Source organism: Hamadaea sp., from assembly GCF_013362815.1.
GTDB lineage: Bacteria > Actinomycetota > Actinomycetes > Mycobacteriales > Micromonosporaceae > Hamadaea.
Genome location: NZ_JABFVK010000013.1, coordinates 457922 through 475469, shown reverse-complemented (window position 1 = coordinate 475469; position 17548 = coordinate 457922). Strand labels below are relative to the sequence as shown.

19 protein-coding genes are annotated in these 17548 nt (G+C 68.9%); 9 read left to right on the top strand and 10 right to left on the bottom strand.

The genetic code is table 11. The annotated features are described in order from the left end of the window. Nucleotides 1–8 precede the first annotated feature (8 nt). Entirely contained in the window at nucleotides 9–1022 is a 1014-nt protein-coding gene (locus tag HOV77_RS07110) for an inorganic phosphate transporter (RefSeq protein WP_290859229.1), read from the bottom strand. A gap of 199 nt (nucleotides 1023–1221) precedes the next feature. On the opposite strand from HOV77_RS07110, the gene HOV77_RS07105 reads away from it, so the two are divergent. The 5 genes from HOV77_RS07105 to HOV77_RS07085 are packed head-to-tail and all read left to right on the top strand — an operon-like array spanning nucleotide 1222 to nucleotide 6541. Further along, on the top strand, nucleotides 1222–2721 hold the full coding sequence (locus HOV77_RS07105; RefSeq protein ID WP_290859227.1) for an FGGY family carbohydrate kinase: 1500 nt from the start codon (nucleotides 1222–1224) through the stop codon (nucleotides 2719–2721). After that, entirely contained in the window at nucleotides 2718–3314 is a 597-nt protein-coding gene (locus tag HOV77_RS07100) for a histidine phosphatase family protein (protein WP_290859223.1), read from the top strand. Before HOV77_RS07105 ends, HOV77_RS07100 begins: the two co-directional genes overlap by 4 nt. Before the next feature lie 26 nt (nucleotides 3315–3340). Next, the gene (locus HOV77_RS07095) at nucleotides 3341–4123 is read left to right on the top strand and encodes a DeoR/GlpR family DNA-binding transcription regulator (protein WP_290859217.1); all 783 of its coding nucleotides are present in this window, start codon (nucleotides 3341–3343) and stop codon (nucleotides 4121–4123) included. Continuing rightward, entirely contained in the window at nucleotides 4110–5543 is a 1434-nt protein-coding gene (locus HOV77_RS07090; RefSeq protein ID WP_290859214.1) for an FGGY-family carbohydrate kinase, read from the top strand. The genes HOV77_RS07095 and HOV77_RS07090 overlap by 14 nt, the downstream gene beginning before the upstream one ends. Continuing rightward, nucleotides 5540–6541 (top strand): 2-hydroxyacid dehydrogenase, encoded by a 1002-nt coding sequence (locus HOV77_RS07085; RefSeq protein WP_290859212.1) that lies wholly within the window; start codon nucleotides 5540–5542, stop codon nucleotides 6539–6541. The genes HOV77_RS07090 and HOV77_RS07085 overlap by 4 nt, the downstream gene beginning before the upstream one ends. 73 nt (nucleotides 6542–6614) lie before the next feature. Here the strand turns inward: HOV77_RS07085 and HOV77_RS07080 are convergent, their stop codons facing one another. Both HOV77_RS07080 and HOV77_RS07075 read right to left on the bottom strand, forming a co-directional pair. After that, on the bottom strand, nucleotides 6615–7733 hold the full coding sequence (locus HOV77_RS07080) for an FAD-dependent monooxygenase (RefSeq protein WP_290859210.1): 1119 nt from the start codon (nucleotides 7731–7733) through the stop codon (nucleotides 6615–6617). A 48-nt stretch (nucleotides 7734–7781) separates the two neighbouring features. Further along, nucleotides 7782–8846 carry a hypothetical protein gene (locus tag HOV77_RS07075; protein ID WP_290859208.1) on the bottom strand — a complete coding sequence of 355 codons (1065 nt, stop codon included), beginning with the start codon at nucleotides 8844–8846 and terminating at the stop codon, nucleotides 7782–7784. A 220-nt stretch (nucleotides 8847–9066) separates the two neighbouring features. Here HOV77_RS07075 and HOV77_RS07070 point away from each other — a divergent pair, with 220 nt between their 5' ends. The 3 genes from HOV77_RS07070 to HOV77_RS07060 are packed head-to-tail and all read left to right on the top strand — an operon-like array spanning nucleotide 9067 to nucleotide 11813. Further along, nucleotides 9067–9507, top strand: coding sequence for a CBS domain-containing protein (locus HOV77_RS07070; RefSeq protein ID WP_290859206.1), 441 nt, complete (start codon nucleotides 9067–9069; stop codon nucleotides 9505–9507). Beyond that, nucleotides 9504–10790 (top strand): ArsB/NhaD family transporter, encoded by a 1287-nt coding sequence (locus tag HOV77_RS07065; RefSeq protein ID WP_290859203.1) that lies wholly within the window; start codon nucleotides 9504–9506, stop codon nucleotides 10788–10790. Before HOV77_RS07070 ends, HOV77_RS07065 begins: the two co-directional genes overlap by 4 nt. 51 nt (nucleotides 10791–10841) lie before the next feature. After that, the gene (locus tag HOV77_RS07060; RefSeq protein WP_290859201.1) at nucleotides 10842–11813 is read left to right on the top strand and encodes a calcium/sodium antiporter; all 972 of its coding nucleotides are present in this window, start codon (nucleotides 10842–10844) and stop codon (nucleotides 11811–11813) included. Between the two features lie 149 nt (nucleotides 11814–11962). Here HOV77_RS07060 and HOV77_RS07055 read toward each other — a convergent pair whose 3' ends face one another. Both HOV77_RS07055 and HOV77_RS07050 read right to left on the bottom strand, forming a co-directional pair. Continuing rightward, nucleotides 11963–12766, bottom strand: a complete 804-nt coding sequence (locus tag HOV77_RS07055; protein ID WP_290859199.1) for an ABC transporter permease subunit — start codon at nucleotides 12764–12766, stop codon at nucleotides 11963–11965. A gap of 4 nt (nucleotides 12767–12770) precedes the next feature. Then, nucleotides 12771–13679 carry an ABC transporter ATP-binding protein gene (locus tag HOV77_RS07050; RefSeq protein WP_290859196.1) on the bottom strand — a complete coding sequence of 303 codons (909 nt, stop codon included), beginning with the start codon at nucleotides 13677–13679 and terminating at the stop codon, nucleotides 12771–12773. Here HOV77_RS07050 and HOV77_RS07045 point away from each other — a divergent pair. Then, on the top strand, nucleotides 13678–14307 hold the full coding sequence (locus HOV77_RS07045) for a MarR family transcriptional regulator (RefSeq protein ID WP_290859194.1): 630 nt from the start codon (nucleotides 13678–13680) through the stop codon (nucleotides 14305–14307). The genes HOV77_RS07050 and HOV77_RS07045 overlap by 2 nt on opposite strands. A gap of 13 nt (nucleotides 14308–14320) precedes the next feature. On the opposite strand, the gene HOV77_RS07040 is transcribed toward HOV77_RS07045, so the two are convergent. The 5 genes from HOV77_RS07040 to HOV77_RS07020 all read right to left on the bottom strand — a co-directional run bounded on the left by HOV77_RS07040 (nucleotide 14321) and on the right by HOV77_RS07020 (nucleotide 17445). After that, the gene (locus HOV77_RS07040; protein ID WP_290859192.1) at nucleotides 14321–14752 is read right to left on the bottom strand and encodes a CBS domain-containing protein; all 432 of its coding nucleotides are present in this window, start codon (nucleotides 14750–14752) and stop codon (nucleotides 14321–14323) included. A gap of 71 nt (nucleotides 14753–14823) precedes the next feature. After that, complete coding sequence (locus HOV77_RS07035; RefSeq protein ID WP_290859190.1) at nucleotides 14824–15291, bottom strand: universal stress protein; 468 nt, start codon at nucleotides 15289–15291, stop codon at nucleotides 14824–14826. 38 nt (nucleotides 15292–15329) lie between these two features. Then, nucleotides 15330–15848, bottom strand: a complete 519-nt coding sequence (locus HOV77_RS07030; RefSeq protein WP_290859188.1) for a DsrE/DsrF/DrsH-like family protein — start codon at nucleotides 15846–15848, stop codon at nucleotides 15330–15332. A gap of 33 nt (nucleotides 15849–15881) precedes the next feature. Next, nucleotides 15882–16196, bottom strand: coding sequence for a TusE/DsrC/DsvC family sulfur relay protein (locus HOV77_RS07025; RefSeq protein ID WP_290859186.1), 315 nt, complete (start codon nucleotides 16194–16196; stop codon nucleotides 15882–15884). A 1-nt stretch (nucleotide 16197) separates the two neighbouring features. Beyond that, nucleotides 16198–17445 carry an FAD/NAD(P)-binding oxidoreductase gene (locus HOV77_RS07020; protein WP_290859184.1) on the bottom strand — a complete coding sequence of 416 codons (1248 nt, stop codon included), beginning with the start codon at nucleotides 17443–17445 and terminating at the stop codon, nucleotides 16198–16200. Nucleotides 17446–17548 lie beyond the last annotated feature (103 nt).

Below are 17548 nucleotides of genomic sequence, written 5' to 3'. Positions count from 1 at the left end.
AACCCGGCTCAGAACGCCACCGACACCACGATCACGGCGCCTACGCCACCAGCGAGAAACGCCATCGGCAACGTCAGCATCCACGCCCAACCCAAACCTACGACTCTCGCCCATCGCACTCTCCTCGTTCCTCGGCGCAATCCCGTTCCCACCAGTGCTCCCGACATGGACTGCGTCATGCTCACCGGCGCGCCGACGGCCGCGGTGCCCAGTACGACACCGGCGCTGGACAGCTCCGTCAGCACGACGCCGTCCTGCCGGGCAACGGCGAGCCCGCCGCCCAACGGCCCCAACCTGCGCAGGCCGACCGCGCCGCCGAGCAGAAAACATCCCGCGATCAGGCCCGCCGCCAGCGGCGAGCGCGCGTACCGGTCGGGCTCCCCGCCCAGCAAGGCGGCGTACACCGCCAGCATCTTCTGGCCGTCGTTCGCGCCGTAGGCCAGGCAGATCGCGCCGAAGCCGCCCATGTGCAACCACTGCAGCCGACGTCCTGCGCCATCTCGGCCAGCCCGGCCGTGGACAGCCGGCGGGACCACCGCCAGCAGCCGGCCCACCGCGACGGCTAACGCCGCTCCGGCCAACGGCGCCGCCGCCGCGAGGCAGAGGACCCGTCCTACGACCGCCCAGTCGGCCGAGCCGGCGTCCGCTCCCGCCATCCGTCCCCCGAGCCCGGCACCGGCGATGCCGCCGATGAGGGCGAGCGTGAGGCTGGTCGGCAGCCGTCGAGCCGCCAGCGACACGGTGACCGCAACCGCAGCGACGATGCCGCAGAGCATCTGCGCGCGCGCCGGTCCATCGTCCGAACCGGACGGCACCAGCCGGCCGTCCAGCGTGGCGGCAACCGCCGTTCCGACGATCAAGGGCGTGCCGATCACGGCCGCGGTCAACAGCATCAGCGCGGCGAAAGGACGCAGTCCTCGTATCCCGCTGCCGATGCCGACCAGGACGCCGGCGTCGTTGAAACCTGCGAAGGTGGCGAACAGTGCAGCGATGCCCAAGACGGCGACCGAAGTGAACGACACCTGACCTCCGCGATGTGAAGATTACATCGGCAATGTCAAATCTCACGAAGCACGGTGGCCGCGCGGCCGAAGGGCCGGGCTAGCGAATTGCCTGCAGGGGAACGACTATCCGATGACACCAGCTAGCGCCGACGTTAAGTCGATGTTATCATAACGCTCAAGGTTGTTCTCTTAACAACGAACGGAAGCTGCGGCGCGCATGGGAACACAGCATCCAACCGGCCCAGACCTGTGGGCCGGCGTCGACGTCGGGACGCAGAGCATTCGCGTCATGCTGTGCGACGAGCACGGAAACGTCGTCGGACGCGGGGCGGGGCAGCTGAGCAGCTCTCGCGCCGGGACCCGGCATGAACAAGACCCAGAGCAGTGGTGGCTGGTGTTCTGCGAGGCCAGCCGAGCGGCCCTGCAGGAAGCCGATTCGGCTGGAAGACCTGCCGCACAGCGCGTTCGCGCCCTCGCCATCTGCGCCACGTCGGGCACCTTTCTGCTCGCCGATGCCAGCGGACGACCGCAGACGACGGGTCTGATGTACGACGACGCTCGGGCGGCCGCTGACTTCGATGCCGACCGGTGGCGTTCCGTCGGGCATCCGGCCCAGCCGACGTGGCCGCTCCCGCGGCTCGCCTGGCTGCTGGAACATGGATCGCCGGAGCTTCGTCGGGAGATGGGCGCAGGACAGCTCGGCCTACGTCATTGCGGCGACTACATCGCCGAGCGCCTGACCGGGCATCGCGTGGCCACCGACTGGAGTCATGCCTTGAAAACCGGCTATGACGCCGGTAAGCAGGCTTGGGCGACCGGCCCACTGGACCTCCTCGGTCTGCCGGAGCGGTTTTTGCCCGAGGTCGTGCGACCCGGAAGCACCATCGGCAGCGTCGGCCTAGCCGGGGCAGAGCACAGCGCATTCGTGGCGGGAACCCCGATACGCGCGGGAATGACCGACGGTTGTGCCGCCCAGATCGCCGCCGGCGCCCTCGATCCCGGCTCCTGGAACTCCGTCCTTGGCACGACACTGGTCGTCAAGGGCGTCAGCCAGCAGCCCCTCACCGACCCGGCGGGGGTCGTCTACAGCCATCGTCATCCCGACCAAGGCTGGTTGCCCGGCGGTGCCTCCAGCGTCGGGGCCGGCGTGATCGAACAATGGTTCCCTGGCATCAACCACGAGCTGAGCGATGCCTCCGCCGCCAAGTACGAGCCCGCCGGCGGGATCCTGTATCCGCTGGCGGGACGAGGCGAACGGTTCCCCTTCGTTCGACCCGACGCGGCAGCCTTCCATTCCGGTCATTTCACCGACGACGACGACCGCTACGCCGCGGTTCTTCAGGCGGTTGCCTACGTCGAGAAACTGACGTACGCCCATCTGCGCCGACTCGGCGCAGCCACCGACGGCCGGCACTACATCACCGGTGGAGCGACCCGAAGCCGATATTGGAATCAGCTTCGCGCCGACATTCTCGGTGTTCCCCTCGAACTGCCCTTTTCCGCCGAACCGGCCTTCGGCATGGCCGTGCTGGCCGCAGCCGGGGACGGCCCGCTCAACGCCACCGCCCGCCGCATGATCCAGCCCGGCACCCTTGTTCCGCCGCGTCCAGCAGCCGGCGACCGGTTCAGTTCCGCGTACGCGGACTTCGTCGCCGCGTTGACGACCCGCGGCTGGATCGACGAAGACCTGTCCCGGAATGCCTTGGAGTTCGCGTGAAGACAGTCGTACTCGTCCGTCACGGCCGCACCGCGTGGCACCATCCCAATCGCTATACCGGCCGGAGCGACATTCCGCTCGACGAGGTCGGCGAGCAGCAGGCCACAGCGCTGGCCCGGTGGGCGACCGGCCGAGGTTTCACCGCACTGGCCGCCTCCGACCTCGTCCGTGCGGTCGCCACCGCGATGCCGGTAGCGGCCGCCACGGGCCTGCATCTGCGTACTGATCCGCGGCTGCGTGAGCTGGACTTCGGTGACGCGGAAGGGGCGACTCTGGACGAGATGGACCCCGACGTCGCCGCGGCCTTCCGCCGTGACCCCGTCGCTCACCACCTCCCGCATGGGGAACACCCAGCCGACGCGGTCCGCAGGTTCCAGTCCGGACTGGCCGACGTCACGGCGGCGGCCCAGGGCACCGCCCTGGTCGTCTGCCACAGCACCATCATCAGACTGGTCGTCTGCGCCGCCCTCGGCTTGCCGCTCGCCGAGTACCGTCGCCGGCTGCCGAGCTTGGCGCCGACCGGAACGGTCGTCCTAGGGCTGTCCGACGACGGCACACCTTCCGCTCTACTCGCCTACAACGGCCGGTCATGACGGGCGGCAATAGGAAGATGGCTGCTATGACTAGCGATCCGACCGAACGTAGCCGCCCGGCCCAGCGCCAGGCTGAGATCTTCGAGCATGTGTTGCAGCACGGCTCTGTCTCCGCCAACGAGCTGGCGGAGCTGTTCCATGTCAGTCTGATGACCATTCATCGCGACCTGGACGAGCTCGAGCGCCAGGGCGTCGTCCGCAAACACCGCGGCGGCGTCAGCGCCCAGCCGTCTAGCGTCTTCGAAAGCAACGTGTCCTATCGGCTACGCGCGGCCCGGGCCGAGAAGATCGCCATCGCCCAGAAGGCGCGACAGCTCATCGAACCGGGCATGGCGATCATGCTCGACGACTCCACCACGACGCTAGAGCTCGCGCGTCTGCTGGAGGACGCGGCACCGATCACCGTGATGACCAACTTCCTGGAGACCATCAAGTTGCTCAGCACGATCCGCGGCGTACGGCTGCTCGCCCTCGGCGGCGACTACTTTCCGACGCACGACTCATTCCTCGGCGTGCCCTGCATCGACGCCATCGAGGCGCTCCGTGTGGACATGCTCTTCGCCTCCACGTCGGCGGTCTCCGGCGGCTACACGTACCACCAGGAACAGGAGATCGTGCTTGTCAAGCGGGCGATGATCCGCGCGGCGCAGCGCTCGGTGTTGATGGTCGACCACACGAAGATGGGACGCGTCGCGCTGCATCGCCTGGCCCCCCTGTCGGACATCGATCTCGTCATCACCGACAGTCAGGCCTCCCCCGAATCCCTCGTGGAGATGCGTGAGAACGGCGTGCGATATGAAATCGCCTAGCCAGACCCTCCCCTACGTCGTCGGCGTCGACGTCGGCACCACGCTCACCAAAGCCGTGGTGTACGCGGCGGACGGCACCCCGCTGCGCCGGGCCGCCCGGCCGACGGTCGTCGACCGCGACGGCCCGGGGCGGTACGAGCAGGACGTCCGCACCGTCTTCCGGTCGGTGTGCGAAGTGCTCGCCGAACTGGACCCGGGACCGGCCATCGCCGTCGGTGTCACCGGCCAGGGAGACGGGCTGTGGCTCGTCGACCGCGATGGCGAGCCGATTCGCCCGGCGATCTCCTGGCTCGACGGCCGGGCCGCGGACATCGTCGCCGAATGGGAGGCGGCGGGACTACTCGAGACTCTCTTCGAGCGAACCGGCAGCCTGCCGTACGCAGGCAACACCGGACCGTTGCTGGCGTGGCTGGACCGGTATGAGCCCGGCAGCCTCGACAAGGCCGCGACCGCCGCGCGGTGCAAGGACGTCGTGGTACAGCAGCTGACCGGGCTACGGGCGACCGACGTCTCCGACGCGTCCGTGCCCTTTCTCGATCCACGCACCCGCGACTACGACGCCGGACTCATCACCGCCGCTGGGCTCGCTCACCGTCGGGACCTGCTGCCGAGCGTCCAATCCGCACCCACCGGGCACCTGCGCACGAGCGTCGGAAGCCTGCCGAGCGGTACGCCCGTCGTGGCCGCCCCCTATGACCTGCCCGCCACCGCCTGGGGCGCGGACGTCGACGAACTCGGTGACGGCCTGCTGATCGTCGGGACCACGCTGGCCTGTCAGGTGATGACCGATCGAATCGGAGTCGGCGAACCCGCGGGGTTCACCCTGAGCACGTGGCAGCCGGGCCGGTGGCTGCGCGCCATGCCCGCCATGGTCGGCACCGCGACCATCGACTGGATTCTGGACCTCGTCGGCGCTCGGATCGAAGACCTGCCGTCGCTACTCGTCCAAGGCCGTTCCGAAGGGCTGTCGGTACTGCCGTTCTTCGCCGAGGGCGGTGAGCGCGCACCATTCGTCGCGCCGACCGCCCGGGCCCGCATCGACGGCCTGCACACCGGCGTCGGCCGGGCCGACATCGTTCGCGCCACCTGCGAGGCCATCGCCTTCAGCGCTCGGCATTGCCTGAGCGCCGCCGGCCTGACCGGGGAGTTGACCGCCTGCGGCGGAGGGATGCGCACCACCGCCTGGGCGCAGATCTTCGCCGACGTGCTGGGCCGGCCAATCCGGATCCTGACCGGCGACGAGGCCGGTGCGCGGGGCGCGGCACAGGCGGCGCTTCAGGCAATCGGAGTCCCACCGATGCCGACTGCGGCCCGACCGACCGTGGTCGAGCCCGCACGCGCCGATGCGTACGAGGACCGATATGCCGCCTACCTCGACACCGTCACCCATGCTCGCACCACCTGGAGGACATCACCATGACCCGTGTGCTCGTCGCCGGCGACCACTTCGTCACTCCCGGCCTCGTCACCGCCGCGCTCGAGGCTCGCCGCGGCCGACTCGGCGAGCTCGATGTACGCACTCACCTCGGGCCCTGGCCGCGTACGCCGTTCGGTCCCGTCGGTGAGGTCGACGAAGCCTCCGACATCGAGGACGAGCTCATCAGCCGACTCCCCGGTGTGGAAGTGCTGATCACCCAGATGGCGCCGCTTACCGAGCGGGTGCTCGCCGCCGCCGACGACCTCAGACTCGTCATCGTGACTCGCGGCGGCCCCGTGAACGTCAACTCCGACGCCGCCCAGGCGCGTGGCATCGAGATCAAGAGCACCCCCGGCCGCAACGCCCCGGCCGCTGCCGAGCACACGATCGCCTTGCTGCTCGCCGCAATGCGCGCCATCCCCAGCACCCACGCATCCGTCCTCGCCGGACAGTGGCGGTCCGACCTGTATGCGCTCGACGAGGTCGGCTCGGAACTCGGCGGCGCGACCGTCGGCCTGATCGGTTACGGCGCGATCGGTCGCCAGGTGGCCCGCATCCTCCGCGCGTTCGGCGCAACCGTCCTGATCCACGACCCCTACGCCGATCCGGCGACCCTCGACGGCACGGAACCGGTGACCCTTGAGGAGATCCTGCACCGCAGCGACGTGATCAGCCTGCACGCCCGGCTGACTCCCGAGACACGGGGCATGATCGGCGCCAAGGAGATCGCCCGGATGCGGCCCGGGGCGGTCCTGGTCAACTCGGCGCGGGGCGGCCTGCTCGACTACGACGCTGTCGCCGACGCCCTGCACACGAGACACCTGCGCGCAGCCGCGTTCGACGTGTTCGACGTCGAACCGCTGCCCGCCGGATCCCCCCTGCGGAGCGCACCCAACGTCGTGCTCACACCACACCTGGCTGGCGCAACCGTCCAGACTGCCGAACGGGCGGCCCATCAGGCAGCCGACCTGCTGGAGGAGTGGCTGTCCGCCCGCGCATGAACCTGCCGCCGCCAGGTCTTGAGCACCCGACGCCATTGCGCAGCTCCAGCCGCCGCACGCCCAATCGCGCGTATCAAGCAACCGTCGCTCGCGGGAGGAGTCTGGCTGCCGCGTTGCGCGCGAGGATGCCCAGGCGAGTCTTGGGAACCAACAGGCCCGCCACCAGCCCCGCTCCCCGGGCCCGGGCGGCGGTATGACGGCGGTGCTCGGTCTCGTAGCGCCGGAACGCCGTGACGTGGTCACTGTCGGCGATCGCATCGGCCAGCACCCGAGCACCCGCGATGGCGAGGCTCGAGCCGTCACCGAACAGCGACACCGACGCCGCCGCATCACCGAGGAGCACGACTCGCCCGGCTGACCACGACGGGAGAGCGACCTTGCTGACCGCGTCGAAGTAGAGGTCATCGGCGTCGAGCGCCCGGCTCAGCAGCTCGGGCACTCGCCAGCCGGCCTGTCCGGCGTACGCCTCGGCGAGAATCCGGCGATGTTGGGCGGTGTCACGATGGTCGAATCCCGGCACCGCCGGGCGACGGAAGATGAACGCGACCCCCGCCTCACCGCGTACCGGATGCATCGCCACGAGCCGTCCGGGTGTGTTGTGCAACAGCACGTCGTGCGGATACTCGGGCGCCTCGCCGAGCGGTGTGGTCGCGATGTAGATGCCGAGGTGACAGACGAAGTCGTGCTCGGGACCGAAGGCGAGCCGCCGCGTCGTCGAATGCAGTCCGTCCGCACCGACGACGAGATCGAATCGTCGTGCCGGACCACGTTCGAAGCAGACGTCCACTCCGCTGTCGTCCTGATCGAGACGGGTGATCGTGTCGTCGTAGACGAATTCCGCGTCGTCACGAACCGCCGCGCACAGGATCCGAGCCAGATCTGTACGCGGCACCTCCATCTCGCGCGTACCGGCTGCACTGCGGCTGACCGGCATCGACCTGGGGCGGCTCAGCCGGCCCGCCGAATCGACGAACCGTATGCCGGTCGCCTGGGTGGCCGAAGCGCGCAGCTCGTCGACCACACCCATCGCCTCGACCACCGGAAGAGCCGGGCCTCGCACGTCGACCGGGCTGCCGCTGGAGCGCTGGCCGGCCGCGCGCTCGACCACCGTCGGACGCCATCCGGCGCGGGCCAACCAGTACGCGAGGGTCGGCCCGGCCACGCCAGCGCCGCTGATGAGCACTGTCGACATGATGACGAGCGTAGATCCACGGAGCTGCTCGTAACGCCCCGGGCGGTGTCAAACCAGATCGGGAACCGGCAGGATCTCGCTGAAGTCCCAGCTATGGCCGTCCTCGCTGACACCGTGCGTGATGCCCAGGCCGGCACCCACGAGGTTGGCCTGCGAAAGGAAGAACACGTCAAGACGCGGCTTGCCCCAGGACACCAGCACCGGTGGCCCGGCGACGCCACGGCCGTCGGTGCTGCCGTCGACGTAGATGAGGTGCTGCTTGTTCCAATGACGGCCCAGCCAGCTCTTCATCGCCACGGCTCCCGGTAGCGGGCCGAACGGCCCATAGCAGCAGGCGACATGCATCGCACTGAGCTCCGGCCGTTCGTGGTTCTGCCACACAGCGACCGACGGCGTACTCGTGAGGAAGCCTTCGCCGGGCTCGTCGAAGGTCTCCCAGGCGTGGGCCTGGTCGCCGCCGATCCAGGTGCGCTGCAGCCCGTAGCCCTGGGTCAACCCGAACAGGTCGAGCGACCCCGGTGCGCGCGAGGCGAGCCCGGGCGCGGCTCGCAGCGAGGCGCGGCTCGCCGGCCAGCCGGGCGCGAGCTGCCGGCGCCACCGCCAGGGATCGGACGTGGTCGGGATGGATTCGATCGGCACGTCGAGCACCCGGAACCACACACCGCGGACGTCGGGACCGTCCTCGACAACCCGGACGGTACGCAGGGCGACGATTGTTCTGCCGGGACCGCTGGCGAGCGCAGCGGGCGCAGAGATGATGTCCCGGTCGCCGGGCCGGCCGTGATTGGTACGTGGCCATTCGCCTCGGGCGTCGAGGTCTCCGCTGCCGACGGCCTGATACAGCCGGTGGCTGCGACCGAGGCCGAACAGGTCGATCCGGCCGCCGGTGTACGCCGTCGCGCTGACGGCCGACGCCCAGAGGCCACCGCGTTGCCGCCACCCGCCGGACGGGTGCCAGCCGCTGCCCTCGATCCACCAGCGATGCCAGAGGTTGGGCCGACCCAGCTGGGCGAGTTCGGGGACGGTGAAGAACAAGTCGATGCGGCGTGATCCGGGACCGCCGGTGGCGACGGCGGCGGGAGCCAGGCTGTTGAGCGGATCGAGTAGACGCATGGTTTCCTCCAACCACGAGAAGACCGCTTACGTTCATGTTCCGGCCGCCGACCGTCCTCGGCTATTTGCGCAATAGGTCGGTATTGCCCAGGTAATCGGTCGGTAAGATCTCGCGCCACGAACACGGCAAGTCGCATACGCGTCACGCAACCGATAGGATGATCACCGGAGCGCCGGGAAGTCTGGTCGGCACAGTGTTCGCCGACCCTTGGAGATTCCCGTGCGCGCAGCCGACCTCGTTCAGCCGTACCCGACGGTCACTCTCTCGACTCCGGCGATCGAAGCCGCCCGGACGTTGGCTGACGCCGATCTGCCCGGACTCATAGTCCTCGACGACAAGGGCAAGCCGTTCGCCGTCTTACCCGGTACGCAGGTGCTCCGAATGGCGGTGCCGTCCTACTGTCAGGACGATCCCCCGCTGGCGCGCATGGTTGACGAGGCGGCGGCCGACGTGTTCATCCGTGAGCTCGGCGAGCGCACCGTGCGGGAGTTGCTGCCGCCCCAGCCGCACGAGCTGCCGGTGGTACGCCCGCAGGCGACCGCATTGGAGATCGCCGCCCTGATGGCCCGTACGCGCAGCCCCTTGGTGGCGGTCGTGGACGGCGAACTGCTGGGCGCGGTCACCCTGCACGCGCTGCTGGACCGGGTGCTGCCCGCATGAGCGTTCAGGCCTGGCTGGCGGTGGCCGTCTTCGCCGCAGCGTATGTCCTGATCGCCACCGAATGGGTCCACCGGGTCGCCGCCGCGCTCGGCGGGGCCATCGCGATGCTGCTCATCGGGGCCACGAACGCCGAGGAGGCGTTCTTCTCCCCCGAGTCCGGCATCGACTGGAACGTGATCTTCCTCTTGGTCGGCATGATGCTGATCGTGGCCGTGCTGCGCCGCACCGGCCTGTTCGAGTACTTGGCCATCTGGGCGGTCAAACGCGCTCGCGGCCGGCCGTACCCGGTGATGGTCATCTTGGTGCTGATCACCGGCATCGCTTCGGCGGGCCTGGACAACGTGACCACGATTCTGCTCGTGGCCCCGGTGACGCTGTTCGTGTGCGACCGGCTCGGCTTGCCCGCCGCGCCGTTCCTGATCGCCGAAGTCATGGCGTCGAACATCGGCGGCACGGCGACCCTGATCGGCGACCCCCCGAACATCATCATCGCCAGCCGATCCGGGCTGACGTTCAATGACTTCCTGTCGGTGCTGGCGCCGATCGTCCTGATCCTGCTGGTGGTGTTCCTCGTCCTGTGCCGGTGGCTGTTCCGCGACGCGTTCCGGGCCGACAGCAGCCGCGTCGCGTCCGTGATGGCGATGCGCGAACGGGAGGCGATCCGGGATCCGCGTCTGCTGACCGTGAGCCTGGCCGTGCTGGCCATCGTGCTGACCGCTTTCCTGCTTCACTCGGTGGTGCACCTCGAACCTTCGGTGGTCGCGATCGTCGGCGGGCTGATTCTGCTCGCCGCATCGCGGTTGGACCCCGACGAGGTCGCCCGCGACGTCGAGTGGCATACGCTGATCTTCTTCGCCGGACTGTTCGTCATGGTGGGTGCGCTGGTCAACACCGGGGTCATCGACACCGTCTCGCACGCCGCTACCGAAGCGGTCGAGGGCCGGCTGTGGGGAGCGACCATGCTCCTACTGTGGGCTTCGGCGGCGCTCTCGGCGATCATCGACAACATTCCCTATGTTGCCACGATGAGCCCGATCGTCGCCGACCTCGTGCACGCCGACGGCAGCCCGAGAGGCAACGTCTTGTGGTGGGCGCTCGCCTTGGGCGCGGACCTCGGTGGAAACGCGACGGCCATCGGTGCGTCGGCCAACGTCGTCATGCTCGGCATCGCCGAACGCTCGGGCAAACCGATCTCGTTCTGGCAGTTCACCAAGTACGGGCTGATCGTCACCGTCATCACGGTCGCGATCTGCGTGCCCTACCTGTACCTGCGCTTCTTCTGACCACCAGGCCCGGCCGTTCCGGCGGCCCGGCTCCCCTCCTGGAGGCCCGACATGCTCGTGCAGATCCTGCTCGCCCTCGCCGGACTCGGCCTGCTGACAGTGGCAGCCGACCACCTCGTCCTCGGTTCGTCCCGGCTGGCCGAACGCCTGCACGTCAGTCCAGTCGTGGTCGGCGTCGTCGTCATCGGTCTCGGCACCAGCGCCCCGGAGTTCCTCGTCTCGGCCCTGGCCGCCGGACGCGGCGACACCGGCATCGCCGTCGGCAACATCGTCGGGTCGAACATCCTCAACCTGACCCTGATCCTGGGCGTCGCCGCGCTTGTCACCCCGTTCGCCGTCGGTTCCACCGTCATTCGGCGTGAGGTCCCACTCGCCGTCGCTTCCGTGCTCGCGTTCGCTGTCCTGGCCACCATCGGCTTGTCACCGATCACGGGTGCCGTGCTCGCCGCAGGCCTCGCCGCCGCGTTGGTGATGCTTCTCCGATGGGCCCGTTCCATGGGCAACCAGCGATTGGCCGCCGACGTCGCCGACTTCACTGCCGAAGGCGGCGCGGTCGTCGCCCCACCCGCCCGCCAGACCAGGCCGTGGCTCGAACCCGTGCGGACCGTGCTCGGCCTGGCCGGAGTGCTCGGCGGTGCCCAGTTGCTGGTCGCCAACGCCTCGGCGATCGCCGAAGATCTCGGCGTACCTCAGATCATCATCGGCTTCACCTTGGTGGCGCTCGGCACGTCGCTGCCCGAGCTCGTCACCACCGTCCAAGCACAACGACGCGGCGAGACCGAACTCGTGGTAGGCAACCTGTTCGGCAGCAACCTGTTCAACAGCCTCGCCGGAGGTGCGCTGATCGGCGTCGCGGCGGGTACGCATACCGCGCGGGCGTCGATCGTGCTGGTGGCGGCGATGCTCGGCGCGACGCTCCTGGCGTGGGCGCTGCTGGCTCGCCGGCTGCGGCTCACGCGTACCGAAGGCGCAGTGCTGCTGGTCGTCTACCTGGTCACGCTGCCGCTGTTGTTGGCCGCATGAGACGACGTTTCCGAAGGTCGGCAAAGCCGGGCCGGCGAAGTCAGCCGGGCTTCGACCTGGAGAAGCAGAGGCGACCATCTACACAACCTGTGCACCCGGGAGAATGCGCGGCAGCACTTTCGGCTGCCCGGTTACCGGTGCGTTTGGTGTCAGCGAAGGTCGCGTCGGCGGAACACAGCCAGGCCCACGATCACCAGGATGGCGCTGACCGCGACCGGTAGTACGGTGGATTGCCAGGTCAGGCCGTTGCGCAGCGGGTCGGCGTCGAGCAGCCAGTGCCACGGGTTGGCGTATCTCACCGCGCGCAGGGCGGTGACCTGGTGGGACAGTCCTTCTGCGACGTAGCCGGCGACGGCCAGCCCGGCGGCCACCGCAGTGGCGGCGGGTTTGCTGCCGGTGGCCGCGCCGACGGCGTACGCGATAGTGGCGAACACGAGCGCGAGCAGGGCGCAGGCAAGTGTCGCCGCGGCGAGCCGGACGATGCCGAGTCCGGCGGTCAGTCCGGTGGACGGGGCGAGTGCGGCGACCGCGGCCCAGCAGACCACGGCGAGGACGGTCAGGAGGGTGAGCAGCGCGCCGTAGCGGGCCACGGCGATGCGGGTGCGGCTGATCGGATTGGTGGTGAGCAGTTCGAGGGTGCCGCCGGCCTCGTCGCCGGCGATCGTCCACGCCGCCGCGCCGACGGCGAAGATGAGCAGGGTCAGCGGCAGGATGTTGGCGTAGAACTGGCTGTCCAGATAGCCGGCCGGTGAGGTGAGCAGGTTTCCGTCGGACAGGCCGAGCAAGGCGGCCACCGACGGCGGCAGGTCGGCGAAGGTCTTGTCCAGTTCGCTGTTGCCGCGCACGGTGGGATAGGCGACGGCCAACAGCGCGCCAAGGGCTGCCAGGCTCACCGCCCACCAGATGGCGGCGGTGGTGCGCCGGCGCAGCATGTGGATCCAGACGCTGAGCATGTCTTCACCGCTCCTGGGTCGGGGTGGGTGTGCCGTAGAGGGAGACGAACAGGTCTTCCAGGTCGTCGCCGGCCGGATTGATGCGCACGAGCAGAGCGTGGCTGGTGGCCGCGTGCAGGGCCGGGCCGACTGCGCCTTCGACAGTCAGCGTGGCGGTGTGGTCGTCGATCTGCACGTCGACGACACCGGGTACGCCGTCGAAGACGCCCGCAGCGATCGGCTCGGCGAAGCGCAGTTCCAGGCGGCGACGAGCCCGGTCGAGTAGTTCGTCGATGGTGGACCGGGTCACGATCTGGCCGGCGCGGATGATGGCCACCGTGTCGGCGATGCGTTCGACCTCCGGCAGCACATGCGAGGAGAACAGCACCGCCGTCCCACGGGCGGCCGCCTCACGGAGGAGGGTGAGGAATTCCCGCTGTGCGAGCGGATCCAGGCCGGTGGTGGGTTCGTCGAGGATCAGCACGTCCGGGTCGTGCTGCAAAGCTTGGATGATGCCGACCTTCTGCCGGTTGCCCTTCGACAGGGTGCCGAACGGCCGGTCAGGGTCCAGGTCGAGTCGTTCGATCAGGTCGACGACCCGCCGGGTGTCGAGCCCGCCGCGGAGCTTGCCGTACCAGGCGAACAGTTGCATCCCGGTCAGCTTCGGGTCGACCCGCAGGTCACCGGGCAGGTAGCCGACCCGGCGACGGGACGTGACGTCGGCGGCCAGGTCGGCTCCGAGTACCTGCGCCGTGCCCGACGTGGGGCGCAGCGCGCCGATGAGCAGCCGCATGGTCGTGGTCTTACCCGCGCCGTTGGGCCCGAGGAATCCCATGATCGCCCCGGCGGGCACGTCGAGGTCGACGTTGTCGACCGCGGTCAGCGAGCCGAACCGCTTCGTCAGCCCGCGCAGCCGAATCGGCGTCTGCTGCATGGTCACCTCCATCAGCGCTCCCGCGGCCTCGGCGCAGAAACCGCCGACACCGGTAGCCGAATCGTTGCTAGTATGCAACTATTACCAGGTGGCACGTTACTCGTCGCGCGGTCGTCGCGCCAGCACCCCACCGCAACCGGCCGTCGACGCTCTGATGGCGCTGAGCCGCGCGATGGTCGCACTCACCGTGCGGTCCCTCAACGAGCTCGGCACCGACGTCACGCTGACCCAGTACCGCACGCTGATCGTGCTGGCATCGCAAGGCCCGCAGCGCACCGCCGACCTGGCCCGCGAGGTCAGCGTGCGGCCCTCGACCGTCAGCCGGATGTGCGACCGGCTCGTGGCACGCGGCCTGGTCCGCCGCCAGCCCGACGACACCGACCGGCGCGTGGTCTGGGTGGCGCTCACCGACGCGGGCAAGGACCTCGTCGGGCAGGCAATGACGTTGCGCCGGCAACTGCTGTCCGACCTCGTGGCCGCAACCGGCGTGCCGGACGCCGAAACGTTCGCCGCCACAGCGGAACGGCTGGCCACCATCGCGGGAGAACTACCCGATCCGATGTGGTGGAACCAGTGGCAACGCTCAACCGACCTCACCCGCACCCACAGCGATCAGAAGGCGGCGTGATGATGGGAACCGATCAGTCCTGGTGGTCTGGCTTGGCCAGTAACGCGATGAGGTCGGCGGCAGTGAGTACGCCCACCGGCTCGGCGACGGCGTCGACGAGCACCACGGCGTCGGTGCCGAGCCGATGCATTTCCTGGGCTGCCTGGCCGATCGTCCCCGTCGAGAGGATCAGCGGCTGATCGACCGTCAGCAACTCGGTGACGCGTACCTCGTCGAAGCACGTCGGATTCGCCGCCCACGCGCCGGCGACCAGCCGGTCGCTGAGCAATCCCAGACAGCGTCCCTCCGCGTCTACTACGACGAGGTGGCGAAGGCCGGAGACGGCGAACGCGGTGAGGGCATCACTCAGCGTCGCGTACTGCCGGACGGCGACGGCCGGGCGAGACATGATCGAGGCGACTCGCTGGTCTGTCAGCCGAGTACGCCGGGCGACAGTGGTCTTCATGACGTCACTCTCCTGCGCTTTGTTCTAGCGGACGGCCGAGCCGGCGGCCCACAGGCCGGCCGGCTCGGTTCTCACTTGGTGGGGGCGAGGGCTTCGGCGGGTGCGATCGGCTGTGTCCGCGGCGCGGGGAGCACCACGACGGGGCAGGTCGCCACGCGTACGCACTCGTCGCTGATCGAGCCGAGGACGGCCTGGTGCAACCGGCTGTGCCCGTGGCTGCCCAGCGCGAGCAGGTCGGCGTCGCGCGCGGCCCGGGTCAGTTCACGAGCGGGGTGGCCCTCGATGATGTCGGCCGCGATGGTCACGGTGGGGAAGTCGGTGACGACGGGATCGATCTCGCGCGCGAGCACCGCCTGCGCGCGATCGCGTTCCTCGGCCGGGGATGTGGCCATGGGAGCGAAGGAGCCCGTGCCGTCCCAGTTCCAGACGGTGATGGCCTGGACCGTGCCGCCCCGGGCCTCGGCCTCAGTCGCGGCCCAGCGCAGCGCGCGGCGGCCGGCTTCGGAGCCGTCGACGCCGACGACGATGCGGAAGTTCATGTCAGCCTCCTTGACGGATGTGTGCTCCCCGAACGGAGCTAGATGAACAGCAGTTGCGCGCCTTCGGTCTTCTCGATGAAATCGGCGGCGCTGATGATGCCCTCGACCGGCTCGTAGAGGTCGTTCTCGTCGATGTGCATCATGTCGGCGGACATGCGGCAACCCCAGAGGTGGCCGCCGGAGTCGACGATCTGGCCGAGCATCTCGCGGATGTCGGGCACGCCGACGTCGGCGATCTGCTTCTTCATCTGGTGCGTCGTCATCGCGGTCATCCCGGGCAGCCCGCCGAAGCCTTGCGGCACATGCGTCGCGGTGTTGCCCAGCAGGGTGAACTTCAGATGGTCCAGACGGGCTTTGGTGATGATGTCGAAGCCCCAGAAGGTGAAGAACAGATGGGTCTCGACCCCTTCGCCAAGTGCCGCGTTGGCGAGAATGAGGCCCGGGTACGCCATGTCGAGCGTCCCTTTGGAACAGATGATGGCCAGCTTACGCGTCGTCGGCTTCGTGTCGCCGAAGTCGGGGACGATCGACGGGACGTTCCGCTCAACTGTGATCATGACGGTCTCCCCTCACGTGGGTCGGACGCGGCGTCAGACGCAGCCGCGAGGCTTGGGCAGTCCGGCGATGTAGGCCATCTTCTTGCCGGGCTTGCCGGGGAACAGCTCGAACAGCTGCTTGATGGAGATGCCGGTCCCGGCCGCAGTACGGCGCAACGTCGGCGTCTCGCCTTCAGCGAGGTAGTCCTCGCGAAGGAAGGCGATGATCTCCCAATGGCGCGGGGTCAGCTCGATCCCGATCGCCTGGGCCAGGTCCTCGGCGAGCGCCTGATCCCACTGGTCGTAATCGGTCAGGAAGCCTTCGGCGTCGACATGGAACTCAGTGCCGTTGATGGTGGCGACGGACATCTCATTCCTCCTTCGGGCGGCGCTTGCCTGCCATCGACATCTCCGCCGGCAGCGGCAGCGGCCGGCCGGGCAGGAGAACGTGCCAGTAGAGCCAGGCGAACGCGAGCTTGCCCCAGTGGTTCAGTCGGGTGGCGCGCAACAGGCGCAGCGGCCCGACGGCGGGCAGTGGATACGTGCCCGGTAGCGGCTCGGTGTCGTAGTTGAAGTCGATGAGCAGCGCCTTGTCGTCACCGGCCTCGACGAAGCAGTTGGCATGTCCGTCGAAGGACTCGGTCATCGGATCGCCTCGGGCGAGCCGGACGAAGTTCGCAACGAAGACGTCGGCGGCGAAGTGGGCGACCGAGCCCGCCTTCGAGGTCGGCAGGTCGGCGGCATCGCCGATGGCGAAGATCGTGTCGTACGCCTTGGACCGCAGCGTATGCCGGTCGACCGGCACGTAGTTCAGCTCGTCACCGAGGCCGCTGCGAGCCACGAAGTCCGCGCCCATGTTCAGCGGAACCGTCACCAGCAAGTCGAACGGGATACGACGCTCGTCGTAGGAGACGAGTTCGCGGGCTTCGCCGTCGATGTGCTCGACGAGGAAATCGGTCTCCAGGAGGATCTTGCGGTCCGTCAGCATCGATCCGAGCGTCGCCGCCGCCACCGGCTTGGTGAAGGCGTCCGGCAACGGAGTCACGTAGGTGATCTCGACCTCGTCGCGTATGCCAAGCGCGCGAAGGTGGGCGTCGGCGAGGAACGCGAACTCCAGCGGAGCGACCGGGCACTTGATGGGCATGTCCACGATGTGCACGACGAGGCGGCCGCCGGTACGCGCGAAGCCCTCCAGTGCCTCGCGCAACGCGATCGCCCCGTCGTACGTGTAGAACTCGTGGATCGACTTGCGCCAAAGATCTCCGAGCATGCCGGGAGTCTGGTCGGGACGCGGCTGGGTGCCGCTGGCGATGACGAGGAAGTCGTAGTCGAGCCGATGGCCGTCGGCCAGGTGGACTAGGCGAGCTGCCGGTTCGATCCGGTCCACGTCGCCGACCACGAAGTCCACGCCGGAATCCAGCGAGCGTCTCCGTGGCTTGACCAGCTTCTGCGCCTTCCCGCCGCCGAACGGCACGAACAGCAGGCCGGGCTGGTACAGGTGGGCCACCTCATGATCGACGACCGTGATCCGCCACTCGCGTCGGGGAAGACGTCGACGCAGGCGGTTGGCGACCATGGTGCCGGCGGTGCCGGCGCCAAGGATGACCAGATCGCGCATGATCACCCTCCTGTACTGGCGGGCCCCGGCGGCCTCCTGCCGCCGCGCGTCCCTACATCTGAAGCTACGAGCACTCCCGGGAGCCGGTCAGAGACACCGGTCC

Excerpts from the sequence above, each read along its gene's own strand:
- HOV77_RS07090 (WP_290859214.1), top strand. The coding sequence starts at position 4,110 with ATGAAATCGCCTAGCCAGACCCTCCCCTACGTCGTCGGCGTCGACGTC.
- HOV77_RS07020 (WP_290859184.1), bottom strand. The coding sequence starts at position 17,445 with ATGCGCGATCTGGTCATCCTTGGCGCCGGCACCGCCGGCACCATGGTC.
- HOV77_RS07050 (WP_290859196.1), bottom strand. The coding sequence starts at position 13,679 with ATGCAGCAGACGCCGATTCGGCTGCGCGGGCTGACGAAGCGGTTCGGC.
- HOV77_RS07025 (WP_290859186.1), bottom strand. The coding sequence starts at position 16,196 with ATGTCCGTCGCCACCATCAACGGCACTGAGTTCCATGTCGACGCCGAA.
- HOV77_RS07085 (WP_290859212.1), top strand. The coding sequence starts at position 5,540 with ATGACCCGTGTGCTCGTCGCCGGCGACCACTTCGTCACTCCCGGCCTC.
- HOV77_RS07055 (WP_290859199.1), bottom strand. The coding sequence starts at position 12,766 with ATGCTCAGCGTCTGGATCCACATGCTGCGCCGGCGCACCACCGCCGCC.
- HOV77_RS07040 (WP_290859192.1), bottom strand. The coding sequence starts at position 14,752 with ATGAAGACCACTGTCGCCCGGCGTACTCGGCTGACAGACCAGCGAGTC.
- HOV77_RS07030 (WP_290859188.1), bottom strand. The coding sequence starts at position 15,848 with ATGATCACAGTTGAGCGGAACGTCCCGTCGATCGTCCCCGACTTCGGC.
- HOV77_RS07080 (WP_290859210.1), bottom strand. The coding sequence starts at position 7,733 with ATGTCGACAGTGCTCATCAGCGGCGCTGGCGTGGCCGGGCCGACCCTC.
- HOV77_RS07075 (WP_290859208.1), bottom strand. The coding sequence starts at position 8,846 with ATGCGTCTACTCGATCCGCTCAACAGCCTGGCTCCCGCCGCCGTCGCC.
- HOV77_RS07045 (WP_290859194.1), top strand. The coding sequence starts at position 13,678 with ATGGTCACCTCCATCAGCGCTCCCGCGGCCTCGGCGCAGAAACCGCCG.
- HOV77_RS07095 (WP_290859217.1), top strand. The coding sequence starts at position 3,341 with ATGACTAGCGATCCGACCGAACGTAGCCGCCCGGCCCAGCGCCAGGCT.
- HOV77_RS07035 (WP_290859190.1), bottom strand. The coding sequence starts at position 15,291 with ATGAACTTCCGCATCGTCGTCGGCGTCGACGGCTCCGAAGCCGGCCGC.
- HOV77_RS07105 (WP_290859227.1), top strand. The coding sequence starts at position 1,222 with ATGGGAACACAGCATCCAACCGGCCCAGACCTGTGGGCCGGCGTCGAC.
- HOV77_RS07060 (WP_290859201.1), top strand. The coding sequence starts at position 10,842 with ATGCTCGTGCAGATCCTGCTCGCCCTCGCCGGACTCGGCCTGCTGACA.
- HOV77_RS07065 (WP_290859203.1), top strand. The coding sequence starts at position 9,504 with ATGAGCGTTCAGGCCTGGCTGGCGGTGGCCGTCTTCGCCGCAGCGTAT.